General features: G+C 76.1%; 23 protein-coding genes. 11 read left to right on the top strand and 12 right to left on the bottom strand.

Annotated features, from left to right (window positions below):
- Window positions 1–39: 39 nt before the first annotated feature.
- Window positions 40–1,251: a hypothetical protein gene (locus IE329_RS35230; protein WP_190215110.1), complete on the bottom strand. Its 1,212-nt coding sequence runs from the start codon at window positions 1,249–1,251 to the stop codon at window positions 40–42.
- A 436-nt stretch (window positions 1,252–1,687) separates the two neighbouring features.
- On the opposite strand from IE329_RS35230, the gene IE329_RS35225 reads away from it, so the two are divergent.
- The 3 genes from IE329_RS35225 (at window position 1,688) to IE329_RS35215 (ending at window position 5,112) form a co-directional block, all read left to right on the top strand.
- Entirely contained in the window at window positions 1,688–3,310 is a 1,623-nt protein-coding gene (locus IE329_RS35225) for an MFS transporter (RefSeq protein WP_190215109.1), read from the top strand.
- 146 nt (window positions 3,311–3,456) lie between these two features.
- Window positions 3,457–4,569 (top strand): restriction endonuclease, encoded by a 1,113-nt coding sequence (locus tag IE329_RS35220; protein WP_190215108.1) that lies wholly within the window; start codon window positions 3,457–3,459, stop codon window positions 4,567–4,569.
- A gap of 198 nt (window positions 4,570–4,767) precedes the next feature.
- Window positions 4,768–5,112, top strand: a complete 345-nt coding sequence (locus tag IE329_RS35215) for a RidA family protein (RefSeq protein ID WP_190215107.1) — start codon at window positions 4,768–4,770, stop codon at window positions 5,110–5,112.
- A gap of 146 nt (window positions 5,113–5,258) precedes the next feature.
- Here IE329_RS35215 and IE329_RS35210 read toward each other — a convergent pair whose 3' ends face one another.
- From IE329_RS35210 to IE329_RS35190, 5 genes are all read right to left on the bottom strand, one after another.
- On the bottom strand, window positions 5,259–6,350 hold the full coding sequence (locus tag IE329_RS35210) for a lytic polysaccharide monooxygenase (protein WP_190215106.1): 1,092 nt from the start codon (window positions 6,348–6,350) through the stop codon (window positions 5,259–5,261).
- A gap of 399 nt (window positions 6,351–6,749) precedes the next feature.
- Window positions 6,750–7,022 carry a hypothetical protein gene (locus tag IE329_RS35205; protein WP_190215105.1) on the bottom strand — a complete coding sequence of 91 codons (273 nt, stop codon included), beginning with the start codon at window positions 7,020–7,022 and terminating at the stop codon, window positions 6,750–6,752.
- A 123-nt stretch (window positions 7,023–7,145) separates the two neighbouring features.
- Window positions 7,146–7,526 (bottom strand): hypothetical protein, encoded by a 381-nt coding sequence (locus tag IE329_RS35200; protein WP_190215104.1) that lies wholly within the window; start codon window positions 7,524–7,526, stop codon window positions 7,146–7,148.
- 415 nt (window positions 7,527–7,941) lie between these two features.
- Window positions 7,942–8,628, bottom strand: a complete 687-nt coding sequence (locus IE329_RS35195; RefSeq protein WP_190215103.1) for a response regulator — start codon at window positions 8,626–8,628, stop codon at window positions 7,942–7,944.
- A 54-nt stretch (window positions 8,629–8,682) separates the two neighbouring features.
- On the bottom strand, window positions 8,683–9,936 hold the full coding sequence (locus IE329_RS35190) for a sensor histidine kinase (protein WP_190215102.1): 1,254 nt from the start codon (window positions 9,934–9,936) through the stop codon (window positions 8,683–8,685).
- A gap of 366 nt (window positions 9,937–10,302) precedes the next feature.
- Here IE329_RS35190 and IE329_RS35185 point away from each other — a divergent pair, with 366 nt between their 5' ends.
- The 3 genes from IE329_RS35185 (at window position 10,303) to IE329_RS35175 (ending at window position 13,585) form a co-directional block, all read left to right on the top strand.
- Window positions 10,303–11,364 carry a PP2C family protein-serine/threonine phosphatase gene (locus tag IE329_RS35185; RefSeq protein ID WP_229928015.1) on the top strand — a complete coding sequence of 354 codons (1,062 nt, stop codon included), beginning with the start codon at window positions 10,303–10,305 and terminating at the stop codon, window positions 11,362–11,364.
- Window positions 11,365–11,714: 350 nt separating this feature from the next.
- Window positions 11,715–12,713, top strand: a complete 999-nt coding sequence (locus tag IE329_RS35180) for a GlxA family transcriptional regulator (RefSeq protein ID WP_190215101.1) — start codon at window positions 11,715–11,717, stop codon at window positions 12,711–12,713.
- Window positions 12,714–12,976: 263 nt separating this feature from the next.
- Window positions 12,977–13,585: an isochorismatase family protein gene (locus IE329_RS35175; RefSeq protein WP_190215100.1), complete on the top strand. Its 609-nt coding sequence runs from the start codon at window positions 12,977–12,979 to the stop codon at window positions 13,583–13,585.
- A 158-nt stretch (window positions 13,586–13,743) separates the two neighbouring features.
- Here IE329_RS35175 and IE329_RS35170 read toward each other — a convergent pair whose 3' ends face one another.
- On the bottom strand, window positions 13,744–13,968 hold the full coding sequence (locus IE329_RS35170) for an acyl-CoA carboxylase epsilon subunit (RefSeq protein WP_190215099.1): 225 nt from the start codon (window positions 13,966–13,968) through the stop codon (window positions 13,744–13,746).
- The gene (locus tag IE329_RS35165) at window positions 13,965–15,545 is read right to left on the bottom strand and encodes an acyl-CoA carboxylase subunit beta (RefSeq protein ID WP_190215119.1); all 1,581 of its coding nucleotides are present in this window, start codon (window positions 15,543–15,545) and stop codon (window positions 13,965–13,967) included. Before IE329_RS35165 ends, IE329_RS35170 begins: the two co-directional genes overlap by 4 nt.
- Window positions 15,546–15,992: 447 nt before the next feature.
- On the opposite strand from IE329_RS35165, the gene IE329_RS35160 reads away from it, so the two are divergent.
- Window positions 15,993–16,868 (top strand): HAD family hydrolase, encoded by an 876-nt coding sequence (locus tag IE329_RS35160; protein WP_190215098.1) that lies wholly within the window; start codon window positions 15,993–15,995, stop codon window positions 16,866–16,868.
- A gap of 196 nt (window positions 16,869–17,064) precedes the next feature.
- On the opposite strand, the gene IE329_RS35155 is transcribed toward IE329_RS35160, so the two are convergent.
- The 4 genes from IE329_RS35155 to IE329_RS35140 all read right to left on the bottom strand — a co-directional run bounded on the left by IE329_RS35155 (window position 17,065) and on the right by IE329_RS35140 (window position 21,205).
- Window positions 17,065–18,129, bottom strand: coding sequence for a 3-oxoacyl-ACP synthase III family protein (locus tag IE329_RS35155; protein WP_190215097.1), 1,065 nt, complete (start codon window positions 18,127–18,129; stop codon window positions 17,065–17,067).
- Window positions 18,130–18,545: 416 nt separating this feature from the next.
- Window positions 18,546–19,499 (bottom strand): hypothetical protein, encoded by a 954-nt coding sequence (locus IE329_RS35150; protein ID WP_229928014.1) that lies wholly within the window; start codon window positions 19,497–19,499, stop codon window positions 18,546–18,548.
- Window positions 19,500–19,647: 148 nt separating this feature from the next.
- The gene (locus tag IE329_RS35145; RefSeq protein WP_190215096.1) at window positions 19,648–20,274 is read right to left on the bottom strand and encodes a hypothetical protein; all 627 of its coding nucleotides are present in this window, start codon (window positions 20,272–20,274) and stop codon (window positions 19,648–19,650) included.
- Window positions 20,275–20,434: 160 nt separating this feature from the next.
- The gene (locus IE329_RS35140) at window positions 20,435–21,205 is read right to left on the bottom strand and encodes an AfsA-related hotdog domain-containing protein (protein WP_190215095.1); all 771 of its coding nucleotides are present in this window, start codon (window positions 21,203–21,205) and stop codon (window positions 20,435–20,437) included.
- Between the two features lie 279 nt (window positions 21,206–21,484).
- Between IE329_RS35140 and IE329_RS35135 the strand changes: the two genes are divergently transcribed.
- The 4 genes from IE329_RS35135 (at window position 21,485) to IE329_RS35120 (ending at window position 25,436) form a co-directional block, all read left to right on the top strand.
- A complete protein-coding gene (locus tag IE329_RS35135) occupies window positions 21,485–22,090 on the top strand; it encodes a TetR/AcrR family transcriptional regulator (RefSeq protein ID WP_190215094.1) in 606 nt (201 codons plus the stop codon).
- A 490-nt stretch (window positions 22,091–22,580) separates the two neighbouring features.
- Window positions 22,581–23,384: an SDR family oxidoreductase gene (locus IE329_RS35130; RefSeq protein ID WP_190215093.1), complete on the top strand. Its 804-nt coding sequence runs from the start codon at window positions 22,581–22,583 to the stop codon at window positions 23,382–23,384.
- A gap of 200 nt (window positions 23,385–23,584) precedes the next feature.
- On the top strand, window positions 23,585–23,935 hold the full coding sequence (locus tag IE329_RS35125) for a tautomerase family protein (RefSeq protein ID WP_190215092.1): 351 nt from the start codon (window positions 23,585–23,587) through the stop codon (window positions 23,933–23,935).
- Between the two features lie 67 nt (window positions 23,936–24,002).
- Entirely contained in the window at window positions 24,003–25,436 is a 1,434-nt protein-coding gene (locus IE329_RS35120) for an MFS transporter (protein ID WP_190215091.1), read from the top strand.
- Window positions 25,437–26,014: the final 578 nt, after the last annotated feature.

Genomic DNA, 26,014 nt, shown 5'->3' with positions numbered 1-26,014 from the left:
ACCGGCCGCAGGAACCGCGCGGACGTGGCCGCCCCGTGCTCAGCCCGCCGCGCGGGGCGGGTCCTGCGGCCGGGGCGGGACCGGGTCCGGGTCCGGGGCCGAGTCCGGGGCCGGGGCCGGGGCCGGGGTGCGGGTGCCGCGCGGGTCTCCGGTGGCCGCCCGCAGGGTCACCGCGGCCGCGGCCCCCGCGAGCAGACCGCAGGTCAGGGCGGCCGGCACGCCGCTGCCGAGGCCCGCGGCCAGTTGCAGCAGCCCGCGGCCCGGGATCCTCGCGTCCAGCGGCATCCGCGTCAGCCGGCCGGCCAGCAGCCCGAGGACGGTCGCGCAGACCGCGCCCACCGCCATCGCCGGGACCGTGACCCGGGTGAGCAGGGCGGGCAGCCGCCGCAGGGCGCACCACACCACGACGAGCAGCACCAGGTCGGGGCAGCGGTACAGCAGCCAGTCGCCGTCCGGGGCGCCCGCCGGGGCCGCCCAGGCGCCCAGCACCAGCCACTCGCGCAGGAGTTCACCCGGTTCGGAGAGGAGTCCCCCGCCGAGGGCGGCGGTCTGCAGGGCGGCGGCGACCGGCTGGTAGGAGAGGACCACCAGGGACAGCGCGACCACGCCCGTCCCGGCGGTGGCGGACAGGCGGGCGGCGCGCGCCGGGACGGCCTGCCGCGGCAGCGGGCCGGCGCCCTGCGCGGTGATCCGCGCCACCGCCACGGTCACGGCCGCGGTGAGCAGCCCCAGCAGCACCAGCAGTTGCTGTCCCGAGGCGATGACACCGGCCAGCTGCGGCAGGAAGCGGTAACTGCCGTGCCCCGTCGCGGCGATCAGCCACGGCGCGGAGACGGTCACCGCGAGCGTGCCGGCCACCGGTGCCCAGGCCCACAGGGCGAGCAGCGCCGCCGTGGTGCGGCCGCGCACCGGCGGCAGCCGGCGGAGCAGGAACAGCGCCCCGGGGACGAAGAAGGCGAGGAGCGCGCCGTAGCGGATCTGCATCGCGGTGCCCCAGAGCGAGAGGTAGCGGGCCCCGGTGACGCCCGCGCCGCCGCCCGGGCCCGGCTCGGTGCCGAGCTGGACGCCGGGCGGCGGGTCGTAGGACCAGGGGGCGAGCCAGTGGTCGAGGTCGACGGCGCCCTGCCCGCCGAACACGCCGCTGCTGCCCGGCAGGCGCAGCGCCTGTGTGCTCGCTCCCGCCCACCAGAGCAGTGCGGTGAGCAGCAGTCCCCCGACGAGTGCCGGTATCGCCGCGCGGCGGTAGGTCATGGTGTTCTCGGTCCCCGTCCTGCTGGGCACTCGGGTGTCGGCCCAGGTCGGGTGAGATTACGGGACGCCGCCCACGGCCCGGCGGTGCGGGGGTGCCAGGGGGGCGGGGCGCCGGGGGGGGCGAGCGGCGGGACGGGGCGGGGCGCCGGGGCGGGCGGGGCGGGCGGCCCGGGCGGCGGCGCCCGGACCGCCCGCCGATCCGCCGATCCGCCGAGCGGCCGATCCGCCGAACAGCTGACATCGCGTCGGTGGGACGTGGCGTTGCCGCGCGCCGCCGCGCGGCCCGGGCAGGGTCGGTGGGTGGAGCGGGCGCCGGCCCCGGCGGCCGGGCCAGGCGCCCACGGGCGGGGGCGGCGCCCCGGTCCGGACCACCGGGCGCGGACCATCAGGCGCGGGCCGCGCGGCGGCGGGCCCGCAGGACGGAAGGACGCAACGGATGGCAGGCCGGCGGCCCGATCCCACCGCGCAGGGGCCCGCACGGGGCCCCGCGCCCGTCGCGGCCAACCAGTCGCTGACGCTGGCCGCGATGCTGTTCGCGGTGTCGATGACGTTCATCGACCAGACGATCGTGTCGATCGCCGCGCCGGACATCATCCGCGAGCTGGGCCTGTCGGCGGTCGGCATGCAGTGGGTGGTGAACGCCTACCTGCTGTCGCTGGCGGCGTTCTTCGCGCTGGGCGGGCGGCTGGCGGACGTGCTCGGCCACAAGCGGATGATGCTGGCCGGGACGCTGACCTTCGTGAGCGCCTCCGCGCTGTGCGGGGCGGTGCCCTCCGGCGGCGCCGCGGAGACCTGGCTGATCTGCTTCCGGGCGGTGCAGGGCCTGGGTGCGGCCTTGATGTTCCCGGCGGCGCTCGCGGTGGTGGTGGAGGTGTTCCCGGTGGAGCGGCGCGGGCGGGCGCTGGCGCTGTTCTTCGGGGTGGCGGGCGGCCTGACGGCGATCGGCCCGCTGCTCGGGGGCTGGCTGACCACCTGGACCTGGCGGGCGATCTTCTGGGTCAACGTGCCGGTGGCGGTGGTCGCGCTCGTGCTGACGGCGTTGGCCGGGATCCGCAACACCGCGCGCCGGGAGCCGGTCGACTGGCGGGGCGCGTTCCTGGTGGCCGCCGGCATGGGGCTGAGCGTGCTGGGCCTGCAGCAGGCGGCGGCCTGGGGCTGGGGAAGCGCGGCGACGTGGCTGTGCATCGTCGGGGGCCTGCTGGTGCTGGTGGTGTTCGTGCTGGTGGAGCTGCGCACCGAGCATCCGCTGATCAAGCTGCGGGTCTTCGCCGACCGGGCGTTCGCGGCGGACAACGCGGTGCTGTTCTTCGCCATGATCGCCTTCGTCCCGGTGTTCTTCTTCGCGTCGGTCTACGCGCAGGTGGCGCTGGGCCAGTCCCCCGACGAGGCGGGCCTGTACCTGCTGGTCTTCTTCGCCGGCTTCGCGCCCGGCTCGCAGCTCGGCGGGCGGATGCTGGACCGGCGCGGCGCGCGCCCGCCGATGCTGCTGGGCACGGCGGTGTCCGCGGCCGGCTTCGCGCTGTGGGCCTCGAAGATCACCGACCTGTCGCTGGGCGCGCAGTGGCCGTACATCGTGCTGGCGGGCGCGGGCATCGGGCTGCTGCTGACACCGGCCTCCACCGACGCGGTCAACCGCTCGATCGACGCCTCCTACGGCGAGGTCACCGGGATCACCCAGACCGTGCGCAACTACTCCGCCAGCCTGGGCCTGGCGGTGCTGGGCACCGTCCTGCTGAACGGCACCGTCCGCAACGTGCAGCGGACCCTGGTCGACAACGGCGTGCCGGCCGACACCGCGCACAACGTCGCCGACACCCTCACCGGGAGCATCACCGGCCGCGCCCCCGGCGGGCAGGGCCCCGCCACCGGCGCCGGCGCCGGCCTGCTGGACGCCGTCCGGCACGACTTCGCCGAGGCGAACGGCCCGGTGCTGTACGGCATGGCGGCCGCCCTCGCGGTCGCCTTCCTGTGCGCCCTGCTGCACCCCGGCACCCGGGTCACCGCCGCCCCCGGCGCGCCCGCGGACACCGCCGTCCGCGAGCGCGGGAAGACGGCCTGACCTCGCGCGGGGCGGCGCGCCGGCCACGGCCCGCGACGGAATTCTTTCGGAAATGATCAATTGCCGCAGGTGCCTGACGCGGCATCAGCGCACCCCCTAGCCTGGGCGCCTACCATCGCCCGGTCAATCTCCGAGGGGGGCGACGTATGTCCCGAAGCCGCAAGATCCACCGCCTCAGCAGTCCCGACACCGACGAGCGCCGCGCGCAGCGCCTGCTCTTCCGTCACCTGCGCGACGACACCGACGCCGAGCGCGGCCGGATGACCAGGCGGGTGCGCGAACTCCAGCTCCTGCTGGCGATGGACCCGGTGGAGTTCGAGCAGCTGATCGCCCGGCTGATGGCGGCGATGGGCATGAAGGTCGAGCTCACGGCCCGCTCGCGGGACGGCGGGGTGGACGTGCGCGGCGTGGACACCGACCCCTTCCGCGGCGGGAACGTGATCGTGCAGGTGAAGCGGTACCGGGACACGGTCACGCCGTCGGCCGTGCGGGACCTGTACGGCACGCTGCAGCACGACCGGGCCGCGACGAAGGCGGTGCTCGTCACCACCAGCCGGTTCGGCCCGAGCTCGCACCAGTTCGTCGCGGGCAAGCCGATCGCCCTGATCAACGGCGCCGAACTGGTCGGCCTGCTCAAGCACCACGGCTTCCACGAGGTGTTCGCACCGGCCCGGCACGACGGCGCGGGCGCCGGCGGGGCGGGCGGGGCGGGTGCCGGCGGGGCGGGTGCCGGCGGCGAGGACGCGCTGCCCGAGGTCGCGGTCGCCGCCGAGCCCGCCCGGCTGCTGCTGCACTGGAGCGGCGAGCAGGAGTACGACATCGCCGCCCTGGTGTGCCGGGGCAACCGGGCACTGTCGGACGAGCACCTGGTCTTCTACAACAACGGCGCGACGCCGGACGGTTCGGTGCGGCTGGTCACCGGCTACGGCGACGCCAACGCCTGCCTGATGGTCGACTTCGACGCGCTGCCCGCCGACGCCGACCGGCTGGTCATCGTCGCCGCGGCCGACACCGGCAACCACCCGGCCGCCACCATGGCCGGGTTCGCGGGACCGGCGCTGATCCTGGAGCCCGGCGCCGACCAGGCCCCGGCCGTCATGCACCTCGCCGACGGCGCCGGCGCCAACACCGCGATGCGCCTGGGCCGCTTCGACCGCGACAGCGCCGGGGACTGGGACTTCACCCCCGCCCTCGCCGGCTACCCGGGCGGACTGCACCAGGCCGTGGTCGCCTACGGCCTGGAGGTGGACGACGCCTAGCCGACGGGCACACCGGACGGGCGCACCGGACAGCGCGGCGTCCAGGCACGGCCGACGGGCACGGCCGACGGGGGCGGACGCGGGCGGCCGACCGGGGGGCCGCGCCCCGGTCGCGGCCACAGCTTGGACGGGGCCGACGGCGGACCGGCGGCGCGGCTACCATCGGCGCTCCTGAACGATCTACCGGAGGTCCCACACATGATCCAGCGGTTCGGCACCGGCGAGCGGATGAGCGAGGCCGTGGTGCACAACGGCACGGTGTACCTGGCGGGCCAGGTCGCCGGGGACCTCACCCAGGGCGTCGAGGGTCAGACGAAGCAGGTGCTGGCCGCCGTCGACGGCCTGCTGGCGCAGGCGGGCAGCGACAAGTCGAAGGTGCTGCGCGCGGAGATCTTCCTCGCGGACGTCAAGGACTTCGCCGAGATGAACCTGGCCTGGGACGCCTGGGTGCCGGCCGGGGCCGCGCCCGCCCGCGCGACCGTGGAGGCGCAGCTCTACCGCCCCGAGGTGCTGGTCGAGATCATCGTGACCGCCGCGCTCTGACCGGGCCGCTGTGCCCCGCCCGGGCGGGGCACAGCGCCGCGCCGGGACCGGCGGGGTCGCCGGGGCCGGCGGGGGCAGTCGGGTCCGGCGCGTCGCCAGGGCCGGCCCTCCGTCCGCCCGGCCCTCCGTCCGCCCGTCCGCCCGTGTCAGTCGAACAGGACGTCGCTGACCGAGACGAAGAACTCGCCCGCGCCGCCGTGGCCGCCGTGGCCGCCCCAGATGTTCACGAAGGCGTGCCGGCCGGACTTCCTCGGGACGGTCCCGATGACGTGGGTCTCGGTCTCGTTGTACGGCGGCTGCGCCTTCTCGCCGGGGCCGCCGTAGAGGTCGACGAAGAACGGGAACGGCTCCAGGGTCTGCCAGGAGATGCCGTCGTCCGGCTGCCAGCCGTCGACGGTGACGAACCACTGGTGGGTCCAGGTCCAGCCGCGGTGGAAGGCCGTGTACCCGTAGCGCAGGGTGAGTTCGGTGGCGGCGGCGTCGATGCGGGTGAGCGGCCAGTCCTGGCCGCCGGCCTGCGCGGGGGTCAGGTCCAGGCCGGCGTAGGCCGGGTTGTTCGCGGAGGCGACGACCGGGCCGAGGCCGGCGAAGAACTTGCGGTACTCCAGGTACTGGCCGTTCCAGGGCGGGTTCTGCACCGTCCCGGGCGGGACGACCGCGGGCCAGTCCCCGTCGTCGGCGGTGATCCGCTCGCGCGCCGCCGCGCACATCGGCGAGGGGTCCTTCAGCTGCATCGTCAGCAGGACGCGGCTGACCGGCTCGTCGACGCTGCCGTGCGCCGGGGCGACCTCCTCGGCGCGGGCGGGCGCGCCGCTCTCGGAGTACGGGTTGACGTAGGCCACGGCGCCCTGCGGGTCGACGGTGACCGTGTTGGTCCACGGGCTCCAGCCGTCCGCCAGCTTCGCCCGGACCCTCAGCCGGTACTGCCCGTCCACCTCGGTGCCCAGGCTCACCCAGTGGGTGCGCGCCAGGTTCCAGTACGTGCCCCAGGTCGGGAGCGCGTGCAGGCCGATGACGACGCTCTGGCGCAGCGCGCCTTCGTTCAGGTCGACCTCGTACCGGGTCGGGTAGCCGCCCGCCAGGCCGCTGTCCCAGTCGCCGGGTCTGCCGCCGCCGTCGTTCGCGCCGGTCGTCCACTCCAGCGAGATGCCGTAGAGCTTCTCCCCGCCGTCGGTGCGGAACGTGGCCGTGGCCCGCAGATCGCGTGGAGCCGCGGCCTCCGTGCTGGTGCTGCCCATGGCGCCCTTCCCTTCCTTGCCGGTCGCTGCCGGTTCCCGCGACGGTCGCGGGAACCGATATCGATCGTATCCGAACGAGTGGGTTCGGCGAGGGACCCGGACGCCCAACACTCGCGCGTGGCAGCGATCTGACCGTCCGTCGGGGGCGGGAGGGAGGCCTCCGGCCCCGGCGGGCGGGCGGTGTCCGGCCCCGCCCGCGCGCGGACGGCGCGGGCCGCGGACGCACCGGGCGGCTCCGGCGCCGGTGCGCGGGCCGGCCGGGAAGGGGCGGGAAGGGGCGCGGCGCAGCGGCGCGGGGCCGCACCGGGCGGGGCGGTGCCGGGCAGGGCGGTGCCGGGCAGGGCGGTGCCGGGCAGGGCGGTGCCGGGCGGGGCGGGGCGGTGCCGGGCGGGGCGGGTGTCAGCCCCGGCCCCGGGCCGCGCAGGCGGGCTCGTGCCAGGTGGTGCGGGAGACGGCGCCGCCGGGCAGCAGCCGCTCGCTGCTCCAGGTCCGGCAGCAGCGGCCCGGCCCGGTGCGGGACCGGGCCCCGGCGGCAGCGGCCCTGGCGGGCGGGGTCCGGGCCGGTGCCGTCCTGGCCGGCGGGGGCCCGGTCGGTGCGGGGCCGGCCGGGAGGGGGGCGGCGGGGGCCTGGGCGGAGCGGTGGCGCCGGCGCCCGGCGGAGGAGGTCGTCATGCAACGGGCTCTGCCCACCGGGCGCCCCGGCCCAACCGCCACGTCACCCGAACGGCCCAGCCGGTGCCGGGGCGGGCCGCACCCCGGGGGGCCGGGCCGCCCCGGCGCCGGGGCGCGGGGCCGTCAGCACTTCGCGGCGTCCTCGATCTTGATCTTCATGGGCCAGTTGATGCCGTGCGGGGTGGTCTTGCCCGACCAGGTGGCCTTCGCCTGGTTGGGGTTCACGCACTCCCAGTACTGGTTGAACATCCACAGCTTGACCCGGTCGTCGTTGCGGGAGTTGTAGACCTTCAGGGCCCGCTGGGCGGTCTCGGACAGGGGCTGCTCGCCGAGGTCCTTGTACTTGGCCACCGGGGTGGTGGACGACTCGGTGGCGTAGAAGCAGACGTAGGGCCAGTCGCACCCGTAGCGGGAGGTGGCCTGGGCGCTGGGCACCGCGACGACGGTGAGCGAGGCGAAGGCGGCGGCCGCGAGGGCCGCGCCGGCGTATCGGCGCACGTTCATGAAAGGTCTCTCCTCGGACGGGCAAGCGGGCGGGCAAGCGGGCGGGCGGCGGGTGGGCGGGGGCGGGTGGGCCGCAGGGTGCGGGCGGGCCTCGAAGCGCAGGGTGCGGGGTGCGGGTTCCCGCCGCCGCCCCCGAGCGCGGCGGCGGGAACAGGAGAAAACCTAGGCCCGGTGCCGTGGGGGGCTCGACCGGCTGCGGGTGGAACTCCCCTACCCCGCAGGTTCACTGAGCGGGTGTCAGCATCCCCGTGGGCGGCATGCGCCCTCATACCACCGCGGTAGCCGCCCGGCGCGGGCCGCGCCCACGAGCGGCGGGCGGCGGCCGGGAGGGGCGGGCGCGGAGGAGTGGCGCGGGGCGGGAGAGGAAGGGGCGGGACGGGAGGGGCGGGACGGGAGGGGAAGGGGCGGCGCGGGGTCAGTGGTCCCGGTGCTCGGCGGTGGTGTGGCCGGGCACGACCAGGCCGCTCTCGTAGGCGAAGACCACGGCCTGGGCGCGGCTGGACAGGCCGAGTTTGCCCATGACGCGGTTGAGGTGGGTCTTGATGGTGGCCTCGCTCAGCACCAGCCGTTCGGCGATCTCGCCGTTGGTGCGGCCGGAGGCGACCTGCAGCAGGACCTCGCGCTCACGGTTGGTGACGGCGTGCCAGGCGGGCGGGAGGTCGCCCGCGGGCAGGCCGGGCGGGGCGTAGGCCTCGATCAGGCGGCGGGTGACCGAGGGGGCGAAGAGCATGTCGCCGGCGGCGACCGTGTGGATGGCGGCGATCAGGCGCTCGGGCGGGGTCTCCTTGAGCAGGAACCCGCTGGCGCCGGCCCGCAGGGCGTCGTAGACGTACCCGTCGAGGTCGAAGGTGGTGAGGACGATGACCCGGGTCGGGGCGGGAGCGGGCCGGGCGAGCAGGCGCCGGGTGGCCTGGATGCCGTCGGTGCCGGGCATCCTGATGTCCATCAGGACGACGTCGGGGGTGGTCGCCGCGGCCTGGCGCAGGGCGTCCTCGCCGTCGCAGGCCTCGCCGACGACCTCCACCCCGGGGGCCATCCGCAGCAGGGCGCAGAGACCGGCCCGGACGAGGAGCTGGTCGTCGGCCACCAGGACTGTGGGCATCGTCGGGCATCCTCACCGGGTGGGGCCCGGCCTCGGCGGGGCGTGGGGCGCGGGTTACGGGGACGGGCGGCCGTGCGGGCGGGTGCCTTCGGCGTCCGGGGCCGGGAGGCTGAGCAGCACCTCGAAGCCGCCCTGGGGGCGGGGGCCGGCGCTCACCGTCCCCCGGTAGATCCTGGCGCGTTCGCGCATGCCGATCAAGCCGTGTCCGGTGCCCGGTACGCGGGCGGGGGCGGCGGGGGCGCGGCCGTCGTCGGTGATCCGCACGGTGAGTCCCTGGGGCCGGTGGCGGACGGTGACGGTGGCGGTGGCCGGGCCGGCGTGCCGCAGGACGTTGGTGAGGGCCTCCTGGACCACCCGGTAGGCGCACAGGTCCATGCCGGGCGGCAGGGCGAGGGGCTCGCCCTCGACGTGCAGTTCGACCGGGGTGCCCGCGGCCCGCACCCGGCCCAGCAGTTCACCGAGACGGTCCAGGCCGGGGGCGGGGGTGTAGCGCTCCGGGGAGTCGTCCTCGTGCGGGCCGGGGCCGGCGGGGTCCTCGGGGCCGGTGCGCAGCAGGGTGAGCAGGCGGCGCAGTTCCTCCAGTGCTTCGCGGCTGGTGGCGGCGATGGTGCCGAGGGCGGCCCGGGCGGTGGCCGGGTCGCCCTCGAAGACGTAGGAGGCCATGCCGGCCTGGAGGGAGACGACGGACATGTGGTGGGCGACGACGTCGTGCAGTTCGCGGGCTATCCGCAGGCGTTCCTCGGTGACGGCCTGCAGGGCGCGGGCCTCCTGTTCGGCGCGCAGGCGGCGGGTGAGTTCGGCGAGGCGGTGGCTGCGTTCGGCGGCGCGGCCTGCGGTGCGGCCGAAGAAGACCATCACCAGGGGGAAGGCGAGGGCCTGGACGAGGACGGTCTTCATGGATCCGTACCCGGCGTGCACGGCGCCGGCGAACAGCCAGGTCGCGCCGACGGCGGCCGCGCCGGCGCCGGCGGTGCGGGTGCCGCGGGCGGCGGCGACGGTGTAGAGGGCGAGCAGGGAGGCCGGGGAGTTGACGACCGGCCAGTAGCCGCCGGCGATGTAGAGGGCCCACAGGGCGAGGACGGTGGCGAGCACCGGTACGGGTGCGATCCGCCGGGCGACGAGGGCCGCGCTCACCAGGACGGTCAGGGCGGTGCCGGTCGCGTCCAGGGCGTGCCAGGGGGCGGGTGGTGGTTCCTGTCCGAGCAGCAGGCTCGCGCCGGCGTAGGCCGTGGCGAGCAGGGAGTCGACGGCCAGGGGCCGGTGGCGGCCCTTCGCGGGCCGCTGGCGGGGTTCCGGTTCCGGGCGCACCGGCGCAGCCTACGGCCTGGCGGCGGGGTGGTTCATCGGCCGGGCGCGGTAGCCGTACTACCGCGTTGGTCGCAGTCGCGGGGGCGGGCGGGCGGTCCTGACGGTGCGACGGGCACGACGGGGGCGGGGGCACGACGGGGGCGGGGGCACGACGGGGCGAGGCGGACAGGGGGCCGGGCAGCGGGGTCGGGCAGGGGTCGGGCAGCGGGGTCGGGCAGGGGGTCGGGCAGGGGTCGGGGCAGCGGGGTGGGCGCGGGCCCGGCCGGCCGGGCTCGGGGTTTCCCCTCCGGCTAAGGTAAAGTAAAGGCAATGAAGGTAAAGTGATGGCAATGTGATGTGCGTCCGTGCCGGGCGTGAGGAGGACGAGTGGAGCGCCGCGACGCCACGGGCCGGCTGTACCGGTGGCTGCCCGCCGCGGCCATGGGGGCGGTCGCCCTGGCCGACTTCCTGACCTGGAAGGACACCAGTCTGCTGCCGCTGTTCGCGGTCGGCCCGGCGCTCGCGGCGGCCACCGGGCCCCGGCGCCGCGTCGTCTCGGCCGCCCTGGCGGGCGCGGCGCTGTGCTCGGTCATGGCCGCGCACCACGGGCAGCTCGGGAGCACCCGCTTCGCGGTCGCGGCCACCGCGATCGCCGTGGTCGCCGTCGCCGCCTGGTTCGTCGCGACGCTGCGGCTGCGCACCGAGCGGGAGCTGACCGACGTGCGGGCGGTGGCGGACACCGTCCAGAAGGTGCTGCTGGGGCCGGTTCCCTCGCGGGCGGGCGCCAGCAGGATCGCGGTCTCCTACACCTCGGCCGCCCACGCCGCCAAGATCGGCGGGGACCTCTACGAGGCGGTGGCCGTCCCGGGCGGGGTGCGGATCATCGTGGCGGACGTCCAGGGCAAGGGCCTGCCCGCGGTCCGCGGGGCCGCCGTGGTGCTGGCCGCCTTCCGCGAGGCCGCCCCCTACGCCGCCCGGCTGACCGAGGTCGGCGAGCGGATCGAACGGGCGCTCAAGCGGCGCACCGACGGCGAGCGCTTCGTCACCGCCGTCCTCGCCGAGGTCGGGGACGAGGGCGGTGTGCGGCTGCTGAACTTCGGGCATCCCGCCCCGCTGGTCCGCCGGGCCGGCGGCGCGGTGGAACTGGCCGAACCCCCGGTGCCCGGGCCCCCGCTGGGGCTGGACTGCGGGACGGCCGCGGCGCCGGGCACCAGCCGGGTCACGCTCCGCCCCGGGGACCGGATCCTGTTCCACACCGACGGCCTGACCGAGGCCCGCGACCCCCGCGGCACGTTCTACCCCGTCCTGGAGCGCGCCGGCGCGCCGCTGGCCGAACCCGACCCGGACCGGGCACTGTCGCTGCTGCGCGCGGACGTGGCCCGGCACACCCGGGCACCGCTCGCCGACGACTCGGCGTTCCTCCTGCTGCACCTCGCCGCCGCGCCCTGACCCGGCCCGCCACCACCCGCCCCCGGGAGGCCGCCGCTCCCCCGGGCCGGCCGCCCGCCCCGCCCCCGCTCCCCCGCTCCGCCGCTCCCCTGCCCGGGCCGTACGGCGGCGGCGCGGCGGCGGCCGTACGGCGGTCGCGGCGCGGCGGTCGCGGCGCGGCGGTCGCGGTGGGGCGGTCGCGGCGCGGCGGTCGCGGTGGGGCGGTCGCGGTGGGGCGGTCGCGGCGCGGCGGTCGCGGCGCGGCGGTCGCGGTGGGGCGGTCGCGGTGGGGCGGTCGCGGTGGGGCGGTGGCGGGATCTGACAGAAAGCCGTCATTGCGGCCATGGGCGGGGCCGCACGACGATGGGGGCATGCCAGCTCCCCGCCGTGTCGTGATCGTGGTCTTCCCCGACGTCGACCTCCTCGACGTCACCGGTCCGGCCGAGGTCTTCGCGCTCGCCAACCGGGAGGTCGCCGGCCCGGCGGGCGGCGGGCGGGCCGGGTACCTGGTGCAGCTGGCCGGGCCGGGCGGCGGGGCGGTGACCACCTCGGCCGGGGTGCGGCTGCTCGCGGACCTGTCCTTCGCGGAGGTCGGCGGGGTGCTGGACACGCTGCTGGTGCCCGGGGCGGTCGACCCGGGACCCGGCGGCCCGGTGGCCCGGATCGACGGGGAGGTCGTGGAGTGGGTGCGGGAGACCGCGCCGCAGGCCCGGCGGGTGGCGTCGGTGTGCGTGGGCGCGCACCTGCTGGCGGCCGCCGGGCTGCTGGACGGGCGGACCGTCACCACGCACTGGTCGACGGCCGCCCAGCTGGCCGCGGACCACCCCGCGGTGACGGTGGACCCGGACCCGATCTTCCTGCGGTCGGGGAACGTGTGGACGGGGGCCGGGATCAGCGCCTGCATGGACCTCGCGCTGGCGCTGGTGGCCGAGGACCTGGGCGAGGAGGTCGCGCTGGCGGTGGCCCGGCAGCTGGTGATGTACCTCAAGCGCCAAGGGGGGCAGAGCCAGTTCTCCGTCCCGCTGAGCCGCCCGCCCGCGGCCCGCCGCGACATCGACGAGCTGCGGATGTTCATCGCCGAGCACCTCGACGGCGACCTGTCCGCCCCCGCCCTGGCGCAGCGGATGCACCTGAGCGAGCGTCACTTCGCGCGGGTGTTCCGCCAGGAGACCGGCACCAGCCCCGCCTCCTACGTCGAGGCCGCCCGGGTGGAGGCGGTCCGGCGTCTGCTGGAGAGCACCGACCAGCCCCTGGAGCAGGTCGCCGCCGCCTGCGGGATCGGCTCGGTGGAGACCCTGCACCGGGCGCTGCGCAAGCAGACCGGCACCTCGCCGGCGGCCTACCGCCGCCGCTTCCGCACCACCGGCTGACCCGCCGCACCACACCGGCCCGGCACACCCGGGCACACCCGGGCACACCCGGCACACCCGGCACACCCGGCACACCCGGCCCACCCGCCGCACCGGCACGTCCGGCCGAACCACACGGCCGAACCACACGGCCGGGCCCGGCGCGTCCCCGGACCTCCTTCGTCCCCCGGACCTCCTGCGTCCCCCGAATCTCTTTCGTCCCGGCACACCCGTGCCCGGCGCGGCTTCGCCGCGTCCTCGTCCCTCCCCGGAAGGAATCCCTGATGACCGTCTCCACGACCCTGCGTGACGTGATCGGCCTCGACAACCGGCTGCCGCGGCTGGCCGGCAGCACCCTCGTCCTGATCGACTTCCAGGAGACCTACCGCGGCGGGGTGATGGCCCTGGAGGGCGCCGAGCGGGCGCTGGCGGCCGGTGCCCGGCTGCTGGCCGCCGCCCGGGCGGCCGGTGCGCCGGTGGTGCACGTCGTCAACGACGGCGGTGCGGGCACCCCCTACGACATCCGGGCGCGGGTCGGCGCGATCAGCGCCGAGGTCGCCCCGGCCGAGGGGGAGCCGGTGGTGGTCAAGCGGTTCCCGGACGCCTTCCACGGCACGGAGCTGGAGAAGACCCTGCGCGCGCTGGGGGCCGGGAGCGAGCTGGTGCTGGCCGGCTTCATGACGCACATGTGCGTCGCCTTCACCGCCCACGGCGCCTTCACCGCCGGCTACCGGCCCACCGTGGTGGCCGAGGCCACCGCCACCCGTGCGCTGGCCGCGCCCGACGGCACCGTCCTTGCCGCCGCCGTGCTGCAGAACGCGGCCCTGGCCACCGTCGCCGACCTGTTCGGCCCCGTCGCCGCCACCGTCGAGGACCTCCTCACCGGCGCCTGAGCCGGGGCTCCCGCGACCTGCCGCCCGGCCCGCCGTCCCGCACCCCGGCCCGGCCCCGGCCCCGGCCCGCCGTCCCCGCCGTCCCCGCCGTCCCCGCCGGGGCGGGCGGCGGGCACGGGGCCGGGCGGTGCCACCGCCCGGCGGGCCGGGCCGGCAGGTCACGGCGGGGTCTTCCAGGAGGGCCGGTTGTGGCCGGGGCCGGGCGGGTTCCAGGCGGCCCGCGCCCGGGCGCCGGCGCGCGGGGCGGGGGCGTGCGGGGCGGGGGCGTGCGGGGCGGGGCGGCGGGCGGCGAGCAGGACCGCGGTGAGGACGGCGAGTTCGAGGGGGCCGGGGTCGCCGCGCAGGACGTGCAGGGCGGCGGCGGGGTGGTCGGGGTGCGTCATGCGGGCTGGTTCCCGTGCTTGCGGGTGGGCAGGTCGGCGTGCTTGGTGCGGAGCATGGCCAGGGCGTCGACGAGGACGCGGCGGGTGTCGGCCGGGTCGATGACGTCGTCGACCAGGCCGCGCTCGGCCGCGTAGTAGGGGTGCATCAGTTCGCTCCTGTACTCCTTGATCTTCTGGGCGCGCACCGCCTCGGGGTCGTCGGCGGCGTTGATCTCGCGGCGGAAGATGACGTTGGCCGCGCCCTCGGCGCCCATCACGGCGATCTCGTTGGTGGGCCAGGCGAAGGAGAGGTCGGCGCCGATGGAGCGGGAGTCCATCACGATGTACGCGCCGCCGTAGGCCTTGCGCAGGATGACCTGGACGCGCGGGACGGTGGCGTTGCAGTAGGCGTAGAGGAGCTTGGCGCCGTGGCGGATGATGCCGTCGTGCTCCTGGCCGACGCCGGGCAGGAAGCCGGGGACGTCGACCAGGGTGACCAGCGGGATGTTGAAGGCGTCGCACATCTGGACGAAGCGGGCGGCCTTCTCGGAGGCGTGGATGTCCAGCACGCCGGCCAGGGCCTGCGGCTGGTTGGCGACGATGCCGGTGACGTGGCCGTCCAGGCGGGCGAGCACGCACAGCACGTTGCCGGCCCAGCCGGGCTGGACCTCGAAGAGGTCGCCGTCGTCGACGATCTCCTCGATCACCGCGCGCATGTCGTAGGCGCGGCCGGCGTCGGCGGGCACCAGGGCCGCCAGCGCCTCGCAGCGGCGGTCGGCGGGGTCGTCGGCCGGCTGGGCGGGGGGCAGTTCGCGGTTGTTGGCCGGCAGCAGGGACAGCAGGTGGCGCACGTCCTCCAGGCAGCTGTGCTCGTCGTCGTAGGCGAAGTGCGAGACGCCGGAGACGCCGGAGTGGACGTCCGCGCCGCCGAGCCCGTTCTGGCTGATCCTCTCGCCGGTGACGGCCTGCACCACCTCCGGGCCGGTGATGAACATCTGCGCGATGCCGCGGACCATGAACACGAAGTCGGTCAGCGCCGGCGAGTAGGCGGCGCCGCCGGCGCAGGGCCCGAGCATCACCGAGATCTGCGGGATGACGCCGGAGGCGCGGGTGTTGCGCCGGAAGATGCCGCCGTACCCGGCGAGCGCGGTGACGCCCTCCTGGATCCGGGCGCCGGCACCGTCGTTCAACGACACCAGCGGGGCGCCGGCCGCGAGCGCCAGGTCCATGATCTTGTGGATCTTCTCGGCGTGGGCCTCGCCCAGCGCACCGCCGAAGATCCGGAAGTCGTGGGCGTAGACGAAGACGGTGCGCCCCTCCACGGTGCCCCAGCCGGTCACCACCCCGTCCGTCCAGGGCCGCTTCGCCTCCAGGCCGAACCCGGTGGCGCGGTGCCGGCGCAGCGCCTCCACCTCGTGGAAGGAGCCCTCGTCCAGGAGCAGGCCGATCCGCTCACGGGCGGTCAGCTTGCCCTTGGCGTGCTGGGCCTCGGTGGCGGCGGGCGAGGGCCCGTCCTGGGCCGCGCGGCGCACCGCCGCCAGGTCGGGCGGCCCCGGCTCGGGCGAGGGCGCCCCGGGCCCGGCCGACGACGGCGGCACAGGTGACGGCGGCACGACCGACGACGGTACGGGTGACGGCGGTACGACCGACGGCGGTTCGGGTGACGGCGGTTCGGGCGGGGCCGGGCGGGCGGCCTGGGGGCCGTCGTGGAGGCCGTCGTGGAGGCCGTCGTGGGGGCCGGGGCCGGGGTGGCGGGGGCCGGCGGGAGGCACGGGCGGCAGCGGCCTCTCCTGGAGCACGGTCATGGGTCTTCCCTCCTGGGGCGGCGGCGGTGGTCCCGGGCCCTGGGGTCCGGGCGGCCATCCTGACACATTTTCATACCTCCGTGAAGGTATGTTTTATGGCGGCCGCTCCCCCGGGGGCGGAGACCGGAGTTCGGGGCGGAGTTCGGGGCTGGACCGGGCGGGGCGGGTGGGCCATGATGGCAGCAAATAAGATTCCTTCCCGAAGGAATCTTTACTCGTAGCGGAGAGGACGACACCCCCATGAGCCTTGTGGCGCACCCGGAGCTGACCCTCCAGCAGCCCGCCTACCTGGTCTTCAGCGATGTGGACGAGACCCTGATCACCTGCAAGAGCATGTTCGACTTCCTGCGCTTCCGGCTGACCCGGAGCCTCGGGGACGAGGGCGAGGCCCGCTACCGGCTGATCCGCGATCAGCTGCGGGCCCAGGGCGAGGCCGGCGTGCCCCGGGAGGAGGTGAACCGGGCCTACTACCGCCTGCACGCCGGGCAGGACGCCGGCGAACTGGCCGCCCTCGGGGAGCAGTGGTTCGCCGAGCGGTCCGCCGAGCCGGGCTTCTTCGTGCCCGCGACGCTGGCCGCGCTGCGCCGCCACCGCGAGGCCGGGGCGGCGCTGGTGCTGGTCTCCGGCTCCTTCTCGCCCTGCCTGGCGCCGCTGGCCCGGGCGGTCGGCGCGGCGTACACGCTGGCCACCGAGCCGCTGGTGGAGCGGGGCCGCTACACCGGCGAGGTGGTGCGCCCGATGATCGGGGCCGGCAAGCGCGCGGCGGTGCTGGACCTGCTGGCCTTCCACCCCGGGGTGGACCCGGCGCGGTGCTTCGCCTTCGGGGACCACATCTCCGACCTGCCGATGCTGGAGTGCGTGGGCCACCCCCGGGTGGTGGGCGGCGACGCGCAGCTGCTGGAGCGCCTGGGCCGGCGCGCCCGGCCCGTCCCCTACGACGCCGGGCCGGGCGACGCCGGCGACCCGCGCCCGGCGGCAACGCACGAGTCGGGCCGGGTGGTGGACGGTGGCGGGCCGGTGGCCGCGGGTGCCGCGGTGCCGGGCTGCGCGGTGGCGTGCTGGTCGATGGGCGCGGGGCTGGCCGGGGTGGAGGCGTGCGGCCACGGCTGCCTGTGACGTGCCCGCCCGGTGCGGGCGGGCACGTGGTGCGGGGGGTGCCGGACGGAGGTTTCTCCGTCCGGCACCCCCCGCACCGCGTTCAGTTGACGCTCCGGAAGATGTTCGGCTCATCGTCCTCCCGGTCCTCGGGAGGCCGGGGCAGCTGGGGCGGCCGGGGCGCCTCGGCGCGGACGGCGGCGGCGGTGTGCACGGCTCAGCCCGCCAGGACGAGCTGGAGGGGTGCGTCCTCGCGCTCGGCAGCGGAGGGCCGGGCGTGGGTGGTGGCGGCCCAGCGCAGGAGCACCGAGCCCACCGACATGCCGCCGCCGAACCCGGAGACCAGCAGCAGTTCGTCCTCGGCGAAGGCGCCCTGGCGGTGCACCAGGTCCAGGGTGATCGGGATCGAGGCGGCGCCGGTGTTGCCCAGGCGCTCCAGGGTGAGGTGGCAGGTGGCCGCGTCCAGGCCCAGGCCCGGCCACACCTCGCCCAGCATGACGCCGTTGGCCTGGTGCGGGACGAAGTGGTGGACCTCGCCGGCCGCGGTGCCGGCCTTGGCCAGCAGCGCCCGCACCGCCTGCGGCAGGTTCTCCTGGACGAAGCCGCGCACCCCGCGGCCGTCCATCCGGAAGAAGTGGCCGCCCTCGGCGAGGGTGGCCGCCGAGGCCGGGCGCCGGCTGCCGCCGGCCGGCACGCTGATCAGGCCGTGCTGGTCGCCTCTGGTCAGCAGGCTGCTCGACAGGGTGCCCTGGCCGGCCGGCACCCGGCCCAGCACCACCGCGCCGGCGCCGTCCCCGAAGAGGATCGCCGTCTTGCTGTCGGAGTGGTCCAGGATCCGCGAGTACACGTCGGCGCCGATCACCAGCGCGTAGGAGTCCTCCGGCTCGGCCCGCAGCATCCGCTCCGCGGCGGTCAGCGCGAAGACGAAGCCGCTGCAGACCGCGTTGACGTCGAAGGCCGCCGCGTTGCGGGCACCGATCAGGGACTGCACGATGCTCGCGGTCGCCGGCTGCGGGTGGTCCGGCGTCGAGGTGGCGACCAGGATCAGCGATATCCGCTCCGGGTCCAGGCCGGCCTGCGCCAGCGCGCACCTGGCGGCCGCCGCCGCCAGGTCGGAGGTGGCCTCGAAGGAGGCGGCCCGGCGCCGCTGGCGGATACCGGTCTTGCGCTCGATCCATTGCGCCGTGACCCCGGCCCGGCGGGCGACCTCCTCGTTGTCGACGACGTTGGCGGGAAGGTAGGACCCGGTGCTGATGATGCCGATGGCGTGCTGGTCGTTCATACGGCGCTCCGTTGGGGTGTCGGCCGGCCTCGCGGGCCGGGCACGGCTGGTGGGGTGGTGCCTGCGGGTGGGTTCCGGGCGGTGTCCTGTCGGATCTGCAGGAAGGTGCGGGAGGTGCGGGTGCGGGTGCGGGGGTGGGGCGGGTTCAGGGGTGGGGCGGGTGCGGGTGCGGGGTGCGGGGTGCGGGGGCCCCGCGGGGAGGTGCGGGGCCCGGCGGGCAGGTGCGGGCAGGGGCGGCCCGGGCCGGTGGGGGCGGCCGCCGGGCGGCCGGACGGACGGGAGGCGGACGGGAGGCGGACGGGAGGCGGACGGGTGGCGGGCGGTCGGGGCAGGTGGGCCGGGCGGACGGGGCGGACGGTCAGGGTGGGTGGCCGGCCGGGTGGGCGGGCCGGCCGGGGTGGGCCGGTGGGGGGGGTTCAGGCGATCGTGGTGAACTCCGCGAAGCTGGGGCCCTGCAGCTTCAGCTGGGCGTGGATGTCCCCGCCGAGGCCGAAGTGCCCGATCGCGCCGCCGTAGTTCTGCTGGTAGCTCATCCACAGCACGATCACGTTGATCACGCGGTTGGCGCCCGGCGTGCCGGCCTCCGGGAAGGGGTTGGGCAGGGTGGCCCGGTAGTGCGCCATGCCCATCTGGTCGCTCATGAAGGCGTTGGGGATGCCGAGCGGGCCGGGCCGGGTGGGACCGTCCGGGTCCAGGTCGTGCTCGCGCAGCGACATCACGGTGTAGAGGCTGTCGGGGATCAGGCCGGTGAAGGCGAAGGAGAAGTGCGCGCTGCGCCGGTCGGCGGACAGCGAGACCTCCAGCTGCCCGCGGGCCTTGACCCACTGTCCGAGCCGGATCGGCTCGCGCACCTTGAGGCCGTCCTCGAAGCGGGCGTCGGGGATGGGCGCCTGGTGCAGCGGGAAGCTCGGACGCTCGACGGCGTGCGCGTCGGGCCGCTGCTCGGGGGCGAACAGCATGTTGTAGTTGTTGCAGGGCAGCGGCAGCGGCAGCGTGTACAGCGCCGTCGCCGCGTCCTCGGGGGCCAGCGCCTGGTCGAGCTCACGGACGATCGTGTACGGCAGGTGCCGGCCGAAGGGCGGCACCGGGCTGCCGGCGGAGACCACGGCGCTGCCCCACTGGGCGAGCGTGCCGCCGTCCGGGCCCGGCCGGTTGATCCGGCCGATGACGACGAAGTCGCCGTTCTCGTCGACGATCTCGCTCGGCGGGTAGAGCGGCCCCTGGGTCGTGACGCTGAGGTCGTAGGTGCGGTCGGTGGCCGGCGGCACGGCGGGGACGGACACGGGCGCGGCGGCGGAGGTGCCGGCGGCGGAAGGGGCGCCGGCCGCGGAGGTGCCGGCGGCGGGAGGGGTGCTGGTGACGGTGGTCATGACGGTGGTCCTTCGGGAGGGTCCTGCACCGGTGGCGGGTGGGGACGGGACGCGGACGGCGCGGGGCCGGCGCCGGGCAGGGCGCGGCGGGCGGCCCGTCCGCGTCCCGTACGCGAGGGGTGCGCGTCGGTGCGGGACGCGGACGGGATCAGGCGGCCGGGGTCAGGCGGGCGTACAGGCGGGTGTAGAGGCCGCGGTCGCCGCCGGTGATGTACGAGTCGCCGGCCTGGCGGACGATCTCCTGGTAGCGCGGGGAGGTGAAGACCGCCGTGTAGTCCTTGGGCTCGCAGGAGAAGCCGGAGACGAACATGACGCCCGGCTCGCTGCTGAGCACCGAGTGGTACGCCTCGAAGTAGTCGACCTCGGGGGCGTTGCGGACGACGTCGAAGATGGTCTCCTCGCGCCAGGCCCGGTAGGCCCGGTAGGCGGTGGGCGGCACCTCGACGTGGCGCATCTGGATGTAGGCGGTGTCCGGCAGCGGGTCGGCGCTGGGCTTGGGGGCCTCCACGAAGTGCAGCAGCTGGCGGCTGAAGTCGCTCTCGGCCATCGGGCCGACCACGTCCCACAGCTCGCGCCAGTCCTTGCGCAGGGACTCGATCTGCTCGTAGCCGGCCAGCGGGGCCAGCTCCAGCAGCGTGGAGTCCTCCAGGCCGCGGTACAGCACGCGGCCCTCGAAGCCGGAGGCGGCGTGGTGGGCGAGCCAGGCGGCGGCCGCGGCCTCGGCCTCGGCGGGCTTGACGGACAGCTCGGTGACGGTGATCAGGGCGCTGGACATGGTGGTCTCCTTGCGGGTTCGGTGTACGGAAGGGAAGGGAACGCCCCGGGGCACGGGGAAGCCGTGCAACGGGAAGCCGTGCGACGGGAAAGCAGGTGCGGAAAGCGGGGTGCGGGCGGGCGGGCGGGGTGCGGGCGGATGGGGTGCGGGCGGCTCGGGCTCAGGCGGCGAGCAGGACCTGGGCGGTGGCGGAGACGGTGTGGTCGACCGCGAAGCGGGCGCGGCGGGTCTCCTTGGACTCGATGAGCGCGGGGTCGAAGGCGGTGTAGGTGACGGAGGTCAGCGCGGCGCGCCGGCCGGCCTGGTGGACGCTGATGTCGGCGGCGAAGGAGAGCCGCTCGGGGTCGGCGACCTCGGCGCGCAGGGTGAGGAACTCGATGGTGGCCTCCAGCGGGAAGAGGAAGTTCTCGAAGGAGGTGTTCATCGAGTCGATGACGTAGTAGTAGGAGCGCCCGGGGTGGCGGGAGGCGTAGTAGCGCTCGCTGACCGCGAGGAACATCTGGCGGGCGGCCTCGACGGCCACCATGCCCTGCACGTGCTGGCCGGTCTGGTGGTCCAGCAGCAGTTCGTTGTCCTCGTGCAGGCGCAGGTCGGCGCCGAAGCGGCCCTCCCCCTCCCGGCGCAGGCCGGCGATCAGGGTGTTCTGGCTCTGGTGCTTGTGCGCCTCCCCGCGGGGGGAGAGCGCGGACTCGGGCCGGCGGAAGTCCAGACGTTCCCGCAGCCCGTGGCGGGCCGCGTCCTCGCGCAGCTCCTGCCAGCGCACGGCCGTGATGCCCTGCCCGGCCAGCACCTGCGTGCGTCCGGCCGCGGCGGCAGCCGCGTACAGCGGCAGCTGCTCGGTGAACTGCGAGACGGTGAGCACCCCCTCGTGGACGGCGAACCCGGCGAAGCGGTCGCCGACGAGCAGGACGGTGCGGGGCTGGGCCGACATGGGTCTCTCCTTGGCGTGGCGGGCCGCGGGAAGGGCGGGCCGCATGAGGGTGGCCGACAGGCCGGGTTGCCGGCCGCGCCGCTGCGGCGCGGTCCCCGGGCCGGTTCGGCGGGGCCGGCAGGACGGCTGATCTGCTTGCCGGCGACCGGAGTTGAGGTACTCGGTGCGGTCCGCCGCGTCCTGCTGAAAGAACGTTAGAACAGATCCGCCAAGCAACGCAACCATCTAGTTGGTTTTTCTGAACCATCCAGTTGGTTGCCGATCGGCTAGCCTTCCCCCATGACAGTCAGCGCCAAAGCCCAGGAGACCCGCGGCAAGCTGCTCGAAGCCGCCCAGGAGGAGTTCTCGGAGCACGGCCTCGCGGGAGCGCGGGTCGACCGGATCGCGGAGCGGTCCGGGGTCAACAAGCAGCGGATCTACGCCTACTTCGGCAACAAGGAGACGCTCTTCTCCGCGGTCCTCACCCGGGTGTACGAGCACATGGGCGAGCAGGTCCCGATCCCCACCTCCGAAGCGGGACTGCGCGAGTACGTCGGCGAGGTGTTCGACTACCACCGCCGCTCCGGCGACCTCGTCCGGCTCCTGGCCTGGGAGGGCCTGCTCTACCGCGACCGCCCCATCCCCAACGAGAAGGAACGCGAGACCTACTACACCCACAAGACCGCCGCACTCTCGGTCGCCCTCGGCATCGACGACCCCACCGCCGCCGCCCGGGTGCTCATCTCCCTGATCGGCCTGGCCTCCTGGCCCTTCATCGTCCCCCAGCAGCGCCGCCTGATGCTCGGCCCCGACCACGACTCCGAGGCCAGCTGGACCCTGCTGCGCGCCAGCGTCGCCGCCGCCGGCCACGTCATCATCGACAACGCCCTGCACGGGACGGTCTGACCCCCGCCCCTCCCCCACGCCCCCACGAGCCGCCCCACCCACGACCCGCCCCGGCACCCGACACGACCCGCCCGCCCGGCGCCCGACGCGACCCGCCCGCCCGGCGCCCGACGCGACCCGTCCGCCGTCCCGCCCACGACCCGCCACCGCCCGCCGCCCCACCCCGCCGTCCCGTCCACGACCCGTCGCCGCCGGCACCCCGCCGGCGTCCACGCCCCGCCCGCACCCCGTCCACGACCGCCGCCACGTCCCGTCGACCGCCCGTCGAAGCGCCCGGCCCGAACGCGTCCCGCGACGCGTACCGGCCGGGCTTTCGCGTGTCCGGGAGCATCCCCGACACGAAAACCAACTAGATGGTTGCCATGGGGGGCGGTCCTCGGCTACCGTCGTGGTTGTCAGGCCGCCCCGCCTCCTTCGAGGCGAAGACCCCTGTGGACAGGGTGAGTTGCGGCCTCCTTCTGACTGATCGTCGTGAACAAAGGATGCAGTGATGACCTCTGACCGTCCCGCGGAGATGTCCCCGGTCGTGCTGGTGAGCGGCGCGACCGGCGGAATAGGCGGCGCCGTGGCCGAGGAGCTCGCCCGGTCCGGGGCCACGGTGGTGCTGCTCGGGCGGGACGCCGAACGCCTGGAGGCCGCCCGCGAGCGCATCACCGCGGCGGGCGGCGCCGAGGAGCTGCTCCTGACCCGGGTGGTGGACATCAACCGCCGGCGCTCGGTCGACACCGCGGTGGGCGAGCTCGCCGCCGCACTGGGCCGCATCGACGCCCTGGTCCACGCCGCCGGCGACGGCCCCGTCGCCCCGCTGGCCGAGGCCACCGACGACATGTGGCAGACCACCCTCAACAGCAAGCTGATGGGCGCCGTCCGCCTCACCCGGGCCGTCGCCACCCCCATGGCCGCCGCCGGCGGCGGGCGGATCGTCCTGGTCGGCGGCGCCTTCCGCAGCACCCCCGACCCGCTGTTCCCCGTCAACAGCACCGTCAACGCCGGCCTGGCCGCCTTCGCCAAGGCCGTCTCCGCCGACCTCGGGCGCAGCGGGATCCGGGTGAACGTGGTGGACCCGGGCGCGGTGGACACCGGGCTGTGGACCCAGACCGCCCAGGAGCTGGCCGACCGTCACGGCGGCACCGCGGCGCAGGTCACCGGGCAGGTGGTGGCGCAGACGCCGCTGGGCGTCCTGACCCGTCCCGGGGACGTGGCGCAGCTGGTCGCCTTCCTGCTCTCGCCCGCGGCGGCGCAGATCACCGGTGCCGCGGTCACCATCGACGGCGGTGCCTGCCGGGCACTGTGACGCCCCGCGCACCGCGCGCACCTCGCGCACCGCTTGCCCCTGCCCGGGCCGCCCGGCGCAGCCCGTGCACCGCTTGCCCCTCGCACCTCGCACCTCGACCTCGCACCTCGCACCTGGCGCCCGCCGCCGCCCGTACAACCCGCACAGCCCGTACAGCCCGTCCGTACCGTTGCGCCCCTTCGCAGAGACAGGAATCCGCCGTGCCGATCGTGAACGTGACCACCTGGCCCAACCAGAGCGACGAGAAGTGCCGTGAGCTGGTCGAGGAGCTGACCCTGACGGTCAACCGGGTCACCGGCGCCCCCTTCGACAAGATCACCGTGTACATCCAGGAGATCGCGCAGAACCGCTGGGGCGAGGGCGGCGTGCTCGGCACCGACCCCGGCTTCGCCGAGCTGAGCCGGCGCCGCACCCGCCCGGCCGCCGCCCCCGGCACCGCGGCCGGCACCGGCACCGACACCGTCGCCCCCGTCTCCCCCGGTGCCCCCGGTGCCGCGGCCGGCGCAGCCGCCGCCGGTGCCGGTGCCGGTGCCGGTGCCGTGTCCGCGTAGCGCCCGCCCGTCCGTCCTCCCGTCCTCCCCGTCCTGTCCGTCCCCTTTCTTTCCTGGAGTTGTCCCGATGGCCATGACCATCACGCGCGGTACGCGGTCCGCCGCCCCCGCCCCCGACGGGGCCGAGGCGCCCCGCAGGCCCGCCCGTCCCTCCTCCCCGCACCTGGTCCTGGCGGCCGCGCTGCTGAGCTTCTTCGTGATCTCGCTGGACGGCTCGGTGGTCAACGTCGCGCTGCCGGCCATCGCGCACAGCCTGAGCGGCGACATGACGGCCCTGCAGTGGGTCGTCGACGGCTACACCCTGATGTTCGCGGCGCTGATGCTGTCGGCCGGCGCCGCGGCGGACCGCATCGGCGCCAACCGCGCCTACGCGGTGGGCCTGGGCGCCTTCACGCTCGCCTCCGCGGCCTGCGGCCTCGCCCCGGGCCTGGGCGCGCTGATCGGCGCCCGGATGGTGCAGGGCGCGGCGGCCGCCATCATGGTGCCCACCTCGCTGGCGCTGATCCGCCAGAGCTACACCGACCCGGGCAGGCGGGCCCGGGCGGTGGCGATCTGGACGGCCGCCGGCGCGGTGGCGGTGGCCATCGGCCCGGTCGCCGGCGGCGCCCTGACGACGGCCTGGAACTGGCAGTCCATCTTCTTCCTCAACATCCCGGTCGGCGCGGTGGGCCTGGCCCTGCTGGCCCGCATCCCCCGCTCCCCGCGCCGCGCGGCGCCCCTGGACCTCTTCGGCCAGCTGTCGATCGTGGTCGGCCTCGCGAGCCTGACCTACGCCGTCATCGAGGGCGGACGCGACGGCTTCAGCTCCCCGCAGATCCTCGCCACCCTGGCCGTCTCCGCCGTCGCCCTGGTCCTGTTCCTGGCCGGCCAGGCCCGCCGGGCGCAGCCGATGGTGCCGCTGGGGCTGCTGCGTTCGCGCACGGTGGTGGTGTGCGTGGCGGCCGGGTTCGCGCTGAACGCGGTCTTCTACGGGGTGATCTTCCTGTTCGGCCTGTACTTCCAGCAGATGCGCGGGGAGTCGGCGGTCAGCGCCGGGGCGATGTTCGTGCCGATGTGCGGGCTGATCGCGGTGGTGAACATGGCCAGCGTGAAGCTGTCGGCGCGCACCGGGCCGCGGGTGCCGATGGTCCTCGGCCAGCTGATCATGGGCGCCGGTGCGCTGGTGCTGCTGCTGGTCGGCCCGCACACCCCGGTGCTGGTCCCGGTGCTGCTGCTGGTCCCGGTGGGCATCGGCGGCGGACTGGCGGTCCCCTCGCTGACCGCCGTGCTGCTGGAGAGCGTCGCGGCGGAGTGGGCGGGCACCGCGGCCGCCGTGCTGAACACCTGCCGGCAGGTCGGCGGCTGCCTGGCGATCGCCGTGTTCGGCGCGCTGATCGCCGAACAGGCGTCCTTCCAGCACGGCCTGACGGTCAGCCTGGTGATCTCCGGCGCGATGCTCGCCGTGACCGCCGCCGCGACCCTGGTCCTGCTGCCGAAGTCCGGCACCAGGACCACCACCTGAAAGCACCCACCCCCGAGGGGGCCGGATCCGCCTCGCACCCCCGGATGCGCGACGGACCCGGCCCCTCCCGCACCCCGGCCACCACCAACCCAACGCCCCGGCAACCCGCCCGGCGCCCCAGCACCCCTCCCACACCCCGGCACCCCGGCGCCCCGGCACCCCGGCAACCCGCCCAGCGCCCCGGCGCCCCGGCGCCCCGGCCGCACGCTGCTCAGCCACCCGGCCGCCCGGCCCCGCAGCCCGAAGGCCCACGACCTGCCGCCCCGAAGCCCCTGCCCCTGACGCCTGTTGCCCGTCCCGCCACCCGGCGGGGCGGGCAACAGGCCTTCCCGCCACCGCCACCGCCACCGGCACCGGCGGCCGACGACGAAGACACGGACGGCGGACGGCGGGCGGTGGGCGACGGGCCACGGGCCACGGACGGCGGGCGGTGTGCGACGGGCCTCGGGGCACGGACGGCGGACGGCGGGCGGTGGGCGACGGGCCACGGGGCACGGACGGCGGGGCACGGACGGCGGGCAGCGCGGGGGCACGGCGACGGGCGGCGCGGGACGCGGACGGCGGGGACGGTGGACGCA

The organism is Kitasatospora indigofera (assembly GCF_014655955.1).
GTDB lineage: Bacteria > Actinomycetota > Actinomycetes > Streptomycetales > Streptomycetaceae > Kitasatospora > Kitasatospora indigofera.
Note: the sequence above shows the minus strand (reverse complement) of the source record. Positions and strands in the feature narration are given on the sequence as shown.

Coding starts and splice junctions, on each gene's coding strand:
- IE329_RS35230 (WP_190215110.1), bottom strand. CDS start 1,251: ATGACCTACCGCCGCGCGGCGATACCGGCACTCGTCGGGGGACTGCTG.
- IE329_RS35225 (WP_190215109.1), top strand. CDS start 1,688: ATGGCAGGCCGGCGGCCCGATCCCACCGCGCAGGGGCCCGCACGGGGC.
- IE329_RS35220 (WP_190215108.1), top strand. CDS start 3,457: ATGTCCCGAAGCCGCAAGATCCACCGCCTCAGCAGTCCCGACACCGAC.
- IE329_RS35215 (WP_190215107.1), top strand. CDS start 4,768: ATGATCCAGCGGTTCGGCACCGGCGAGCGGATGAGCGAGGCCGTGGTG.
- IE329_RS35210 (WP_190215106.1), bottom strand. CDS start 6,350: ATGGGCAGCACCAGCACGGAGGCCGCGGCTCCACGCGATCTGCGGGCC.
- IE329_RS35205 (WP_190215105.1), bottom strand. CDS start 7,022: ATGACGACCTCCTCCGCCGGGCGCCGGCGCCACCGCTCCGCCCAGGCC.
- IE329_RS35200 (WP_190215104.1), bottom strand. CDS start 7,526: ATGAACGTGCGCCGATACGCCGGCGCGGCCCTCGCGGCCGCCGCCTTC.
- IE329_RS35195 (WP_190215103.1), bottom strand. CDS start 8,628: ATGCCCACAGTCCTGGTGGCCGACGACCAGCTCCTCGTCCGGGCCGGT.
- IE329_RS35180 (WP_190215101.1), top strand. CDS start 11,715: ATGCCAGCTCCCCGCCGTGTCGTGATCGTGGTCTTCCCCGACGTCGAC.
- IE329_RS35175 (WP_190215100.1), top strand. CDS start 12,977: ATGACCGTCTCCACGACCCTGCGTGACGTGATCGGCCTCGACAACCGG.
- IE329_RS35170 (WP_190215099.1), bottom strand. CDS start 13,968: ATGACGCACCCCGACCACCCCGCCGCCGCCCTGCACGTCCTGCGCGGC.
- IE329_RS35160 (WP_190215098.1), top strand. CDS start 15,993: ATGAGCCTTGTGGCGCACCCGGAGCTGACCCTCCAGCAGCCCGCCTAC.
- IE329_RS35155 (WP_190215097.1), bottom strand. CDS start 18,129: ATGAACGACCAGCACGCCATCGGCATCATCAGCACCGGGTCCTACCTT.
- IE329_RS35150 (WP_229928014.1), bottom strand. CDS start 19,499: ATGACCACCGTCACCAGCACCCCTCCCGCCGCCGGCACCTCCGCGGCC.
- IE329_RS35145 (WP_190215096.1), bottom strand. CDS start 20,274: ATGTCCAGCGCCCTGATCACCGTCACCGAGCTGTCCGTCAAGCCCGCC.
- IE329_RS35140 (WP_190215095.1), bottom strand. CDS start 21,205: ATGTCGGCCCAGCCCCGCACCGTCCTGCTCGTCGGCGACCGCTTCGCC.
- IE329_RS35135 (WP_190215094.1), top strand. CDS start 21,485: ATGACAGTCAGCGCCAAAGCCCAGGAGACCCGCGGCAAGCTGCTCGAA.
- IE329_RS35130 (WP_190215093.1), top strand. CDS start 22,581: ATGACCTCTGACCGTCCCGCGGAGATGTCCCCGGTCGTGCTGGTGAGC.
- IE329_RS35120 (WP_190215091.1), top strand. CDS start 24,003: ATGGCCATGACCATCACGCGCGGTACGCGGTCCGCCGCCCCCGCCCCC.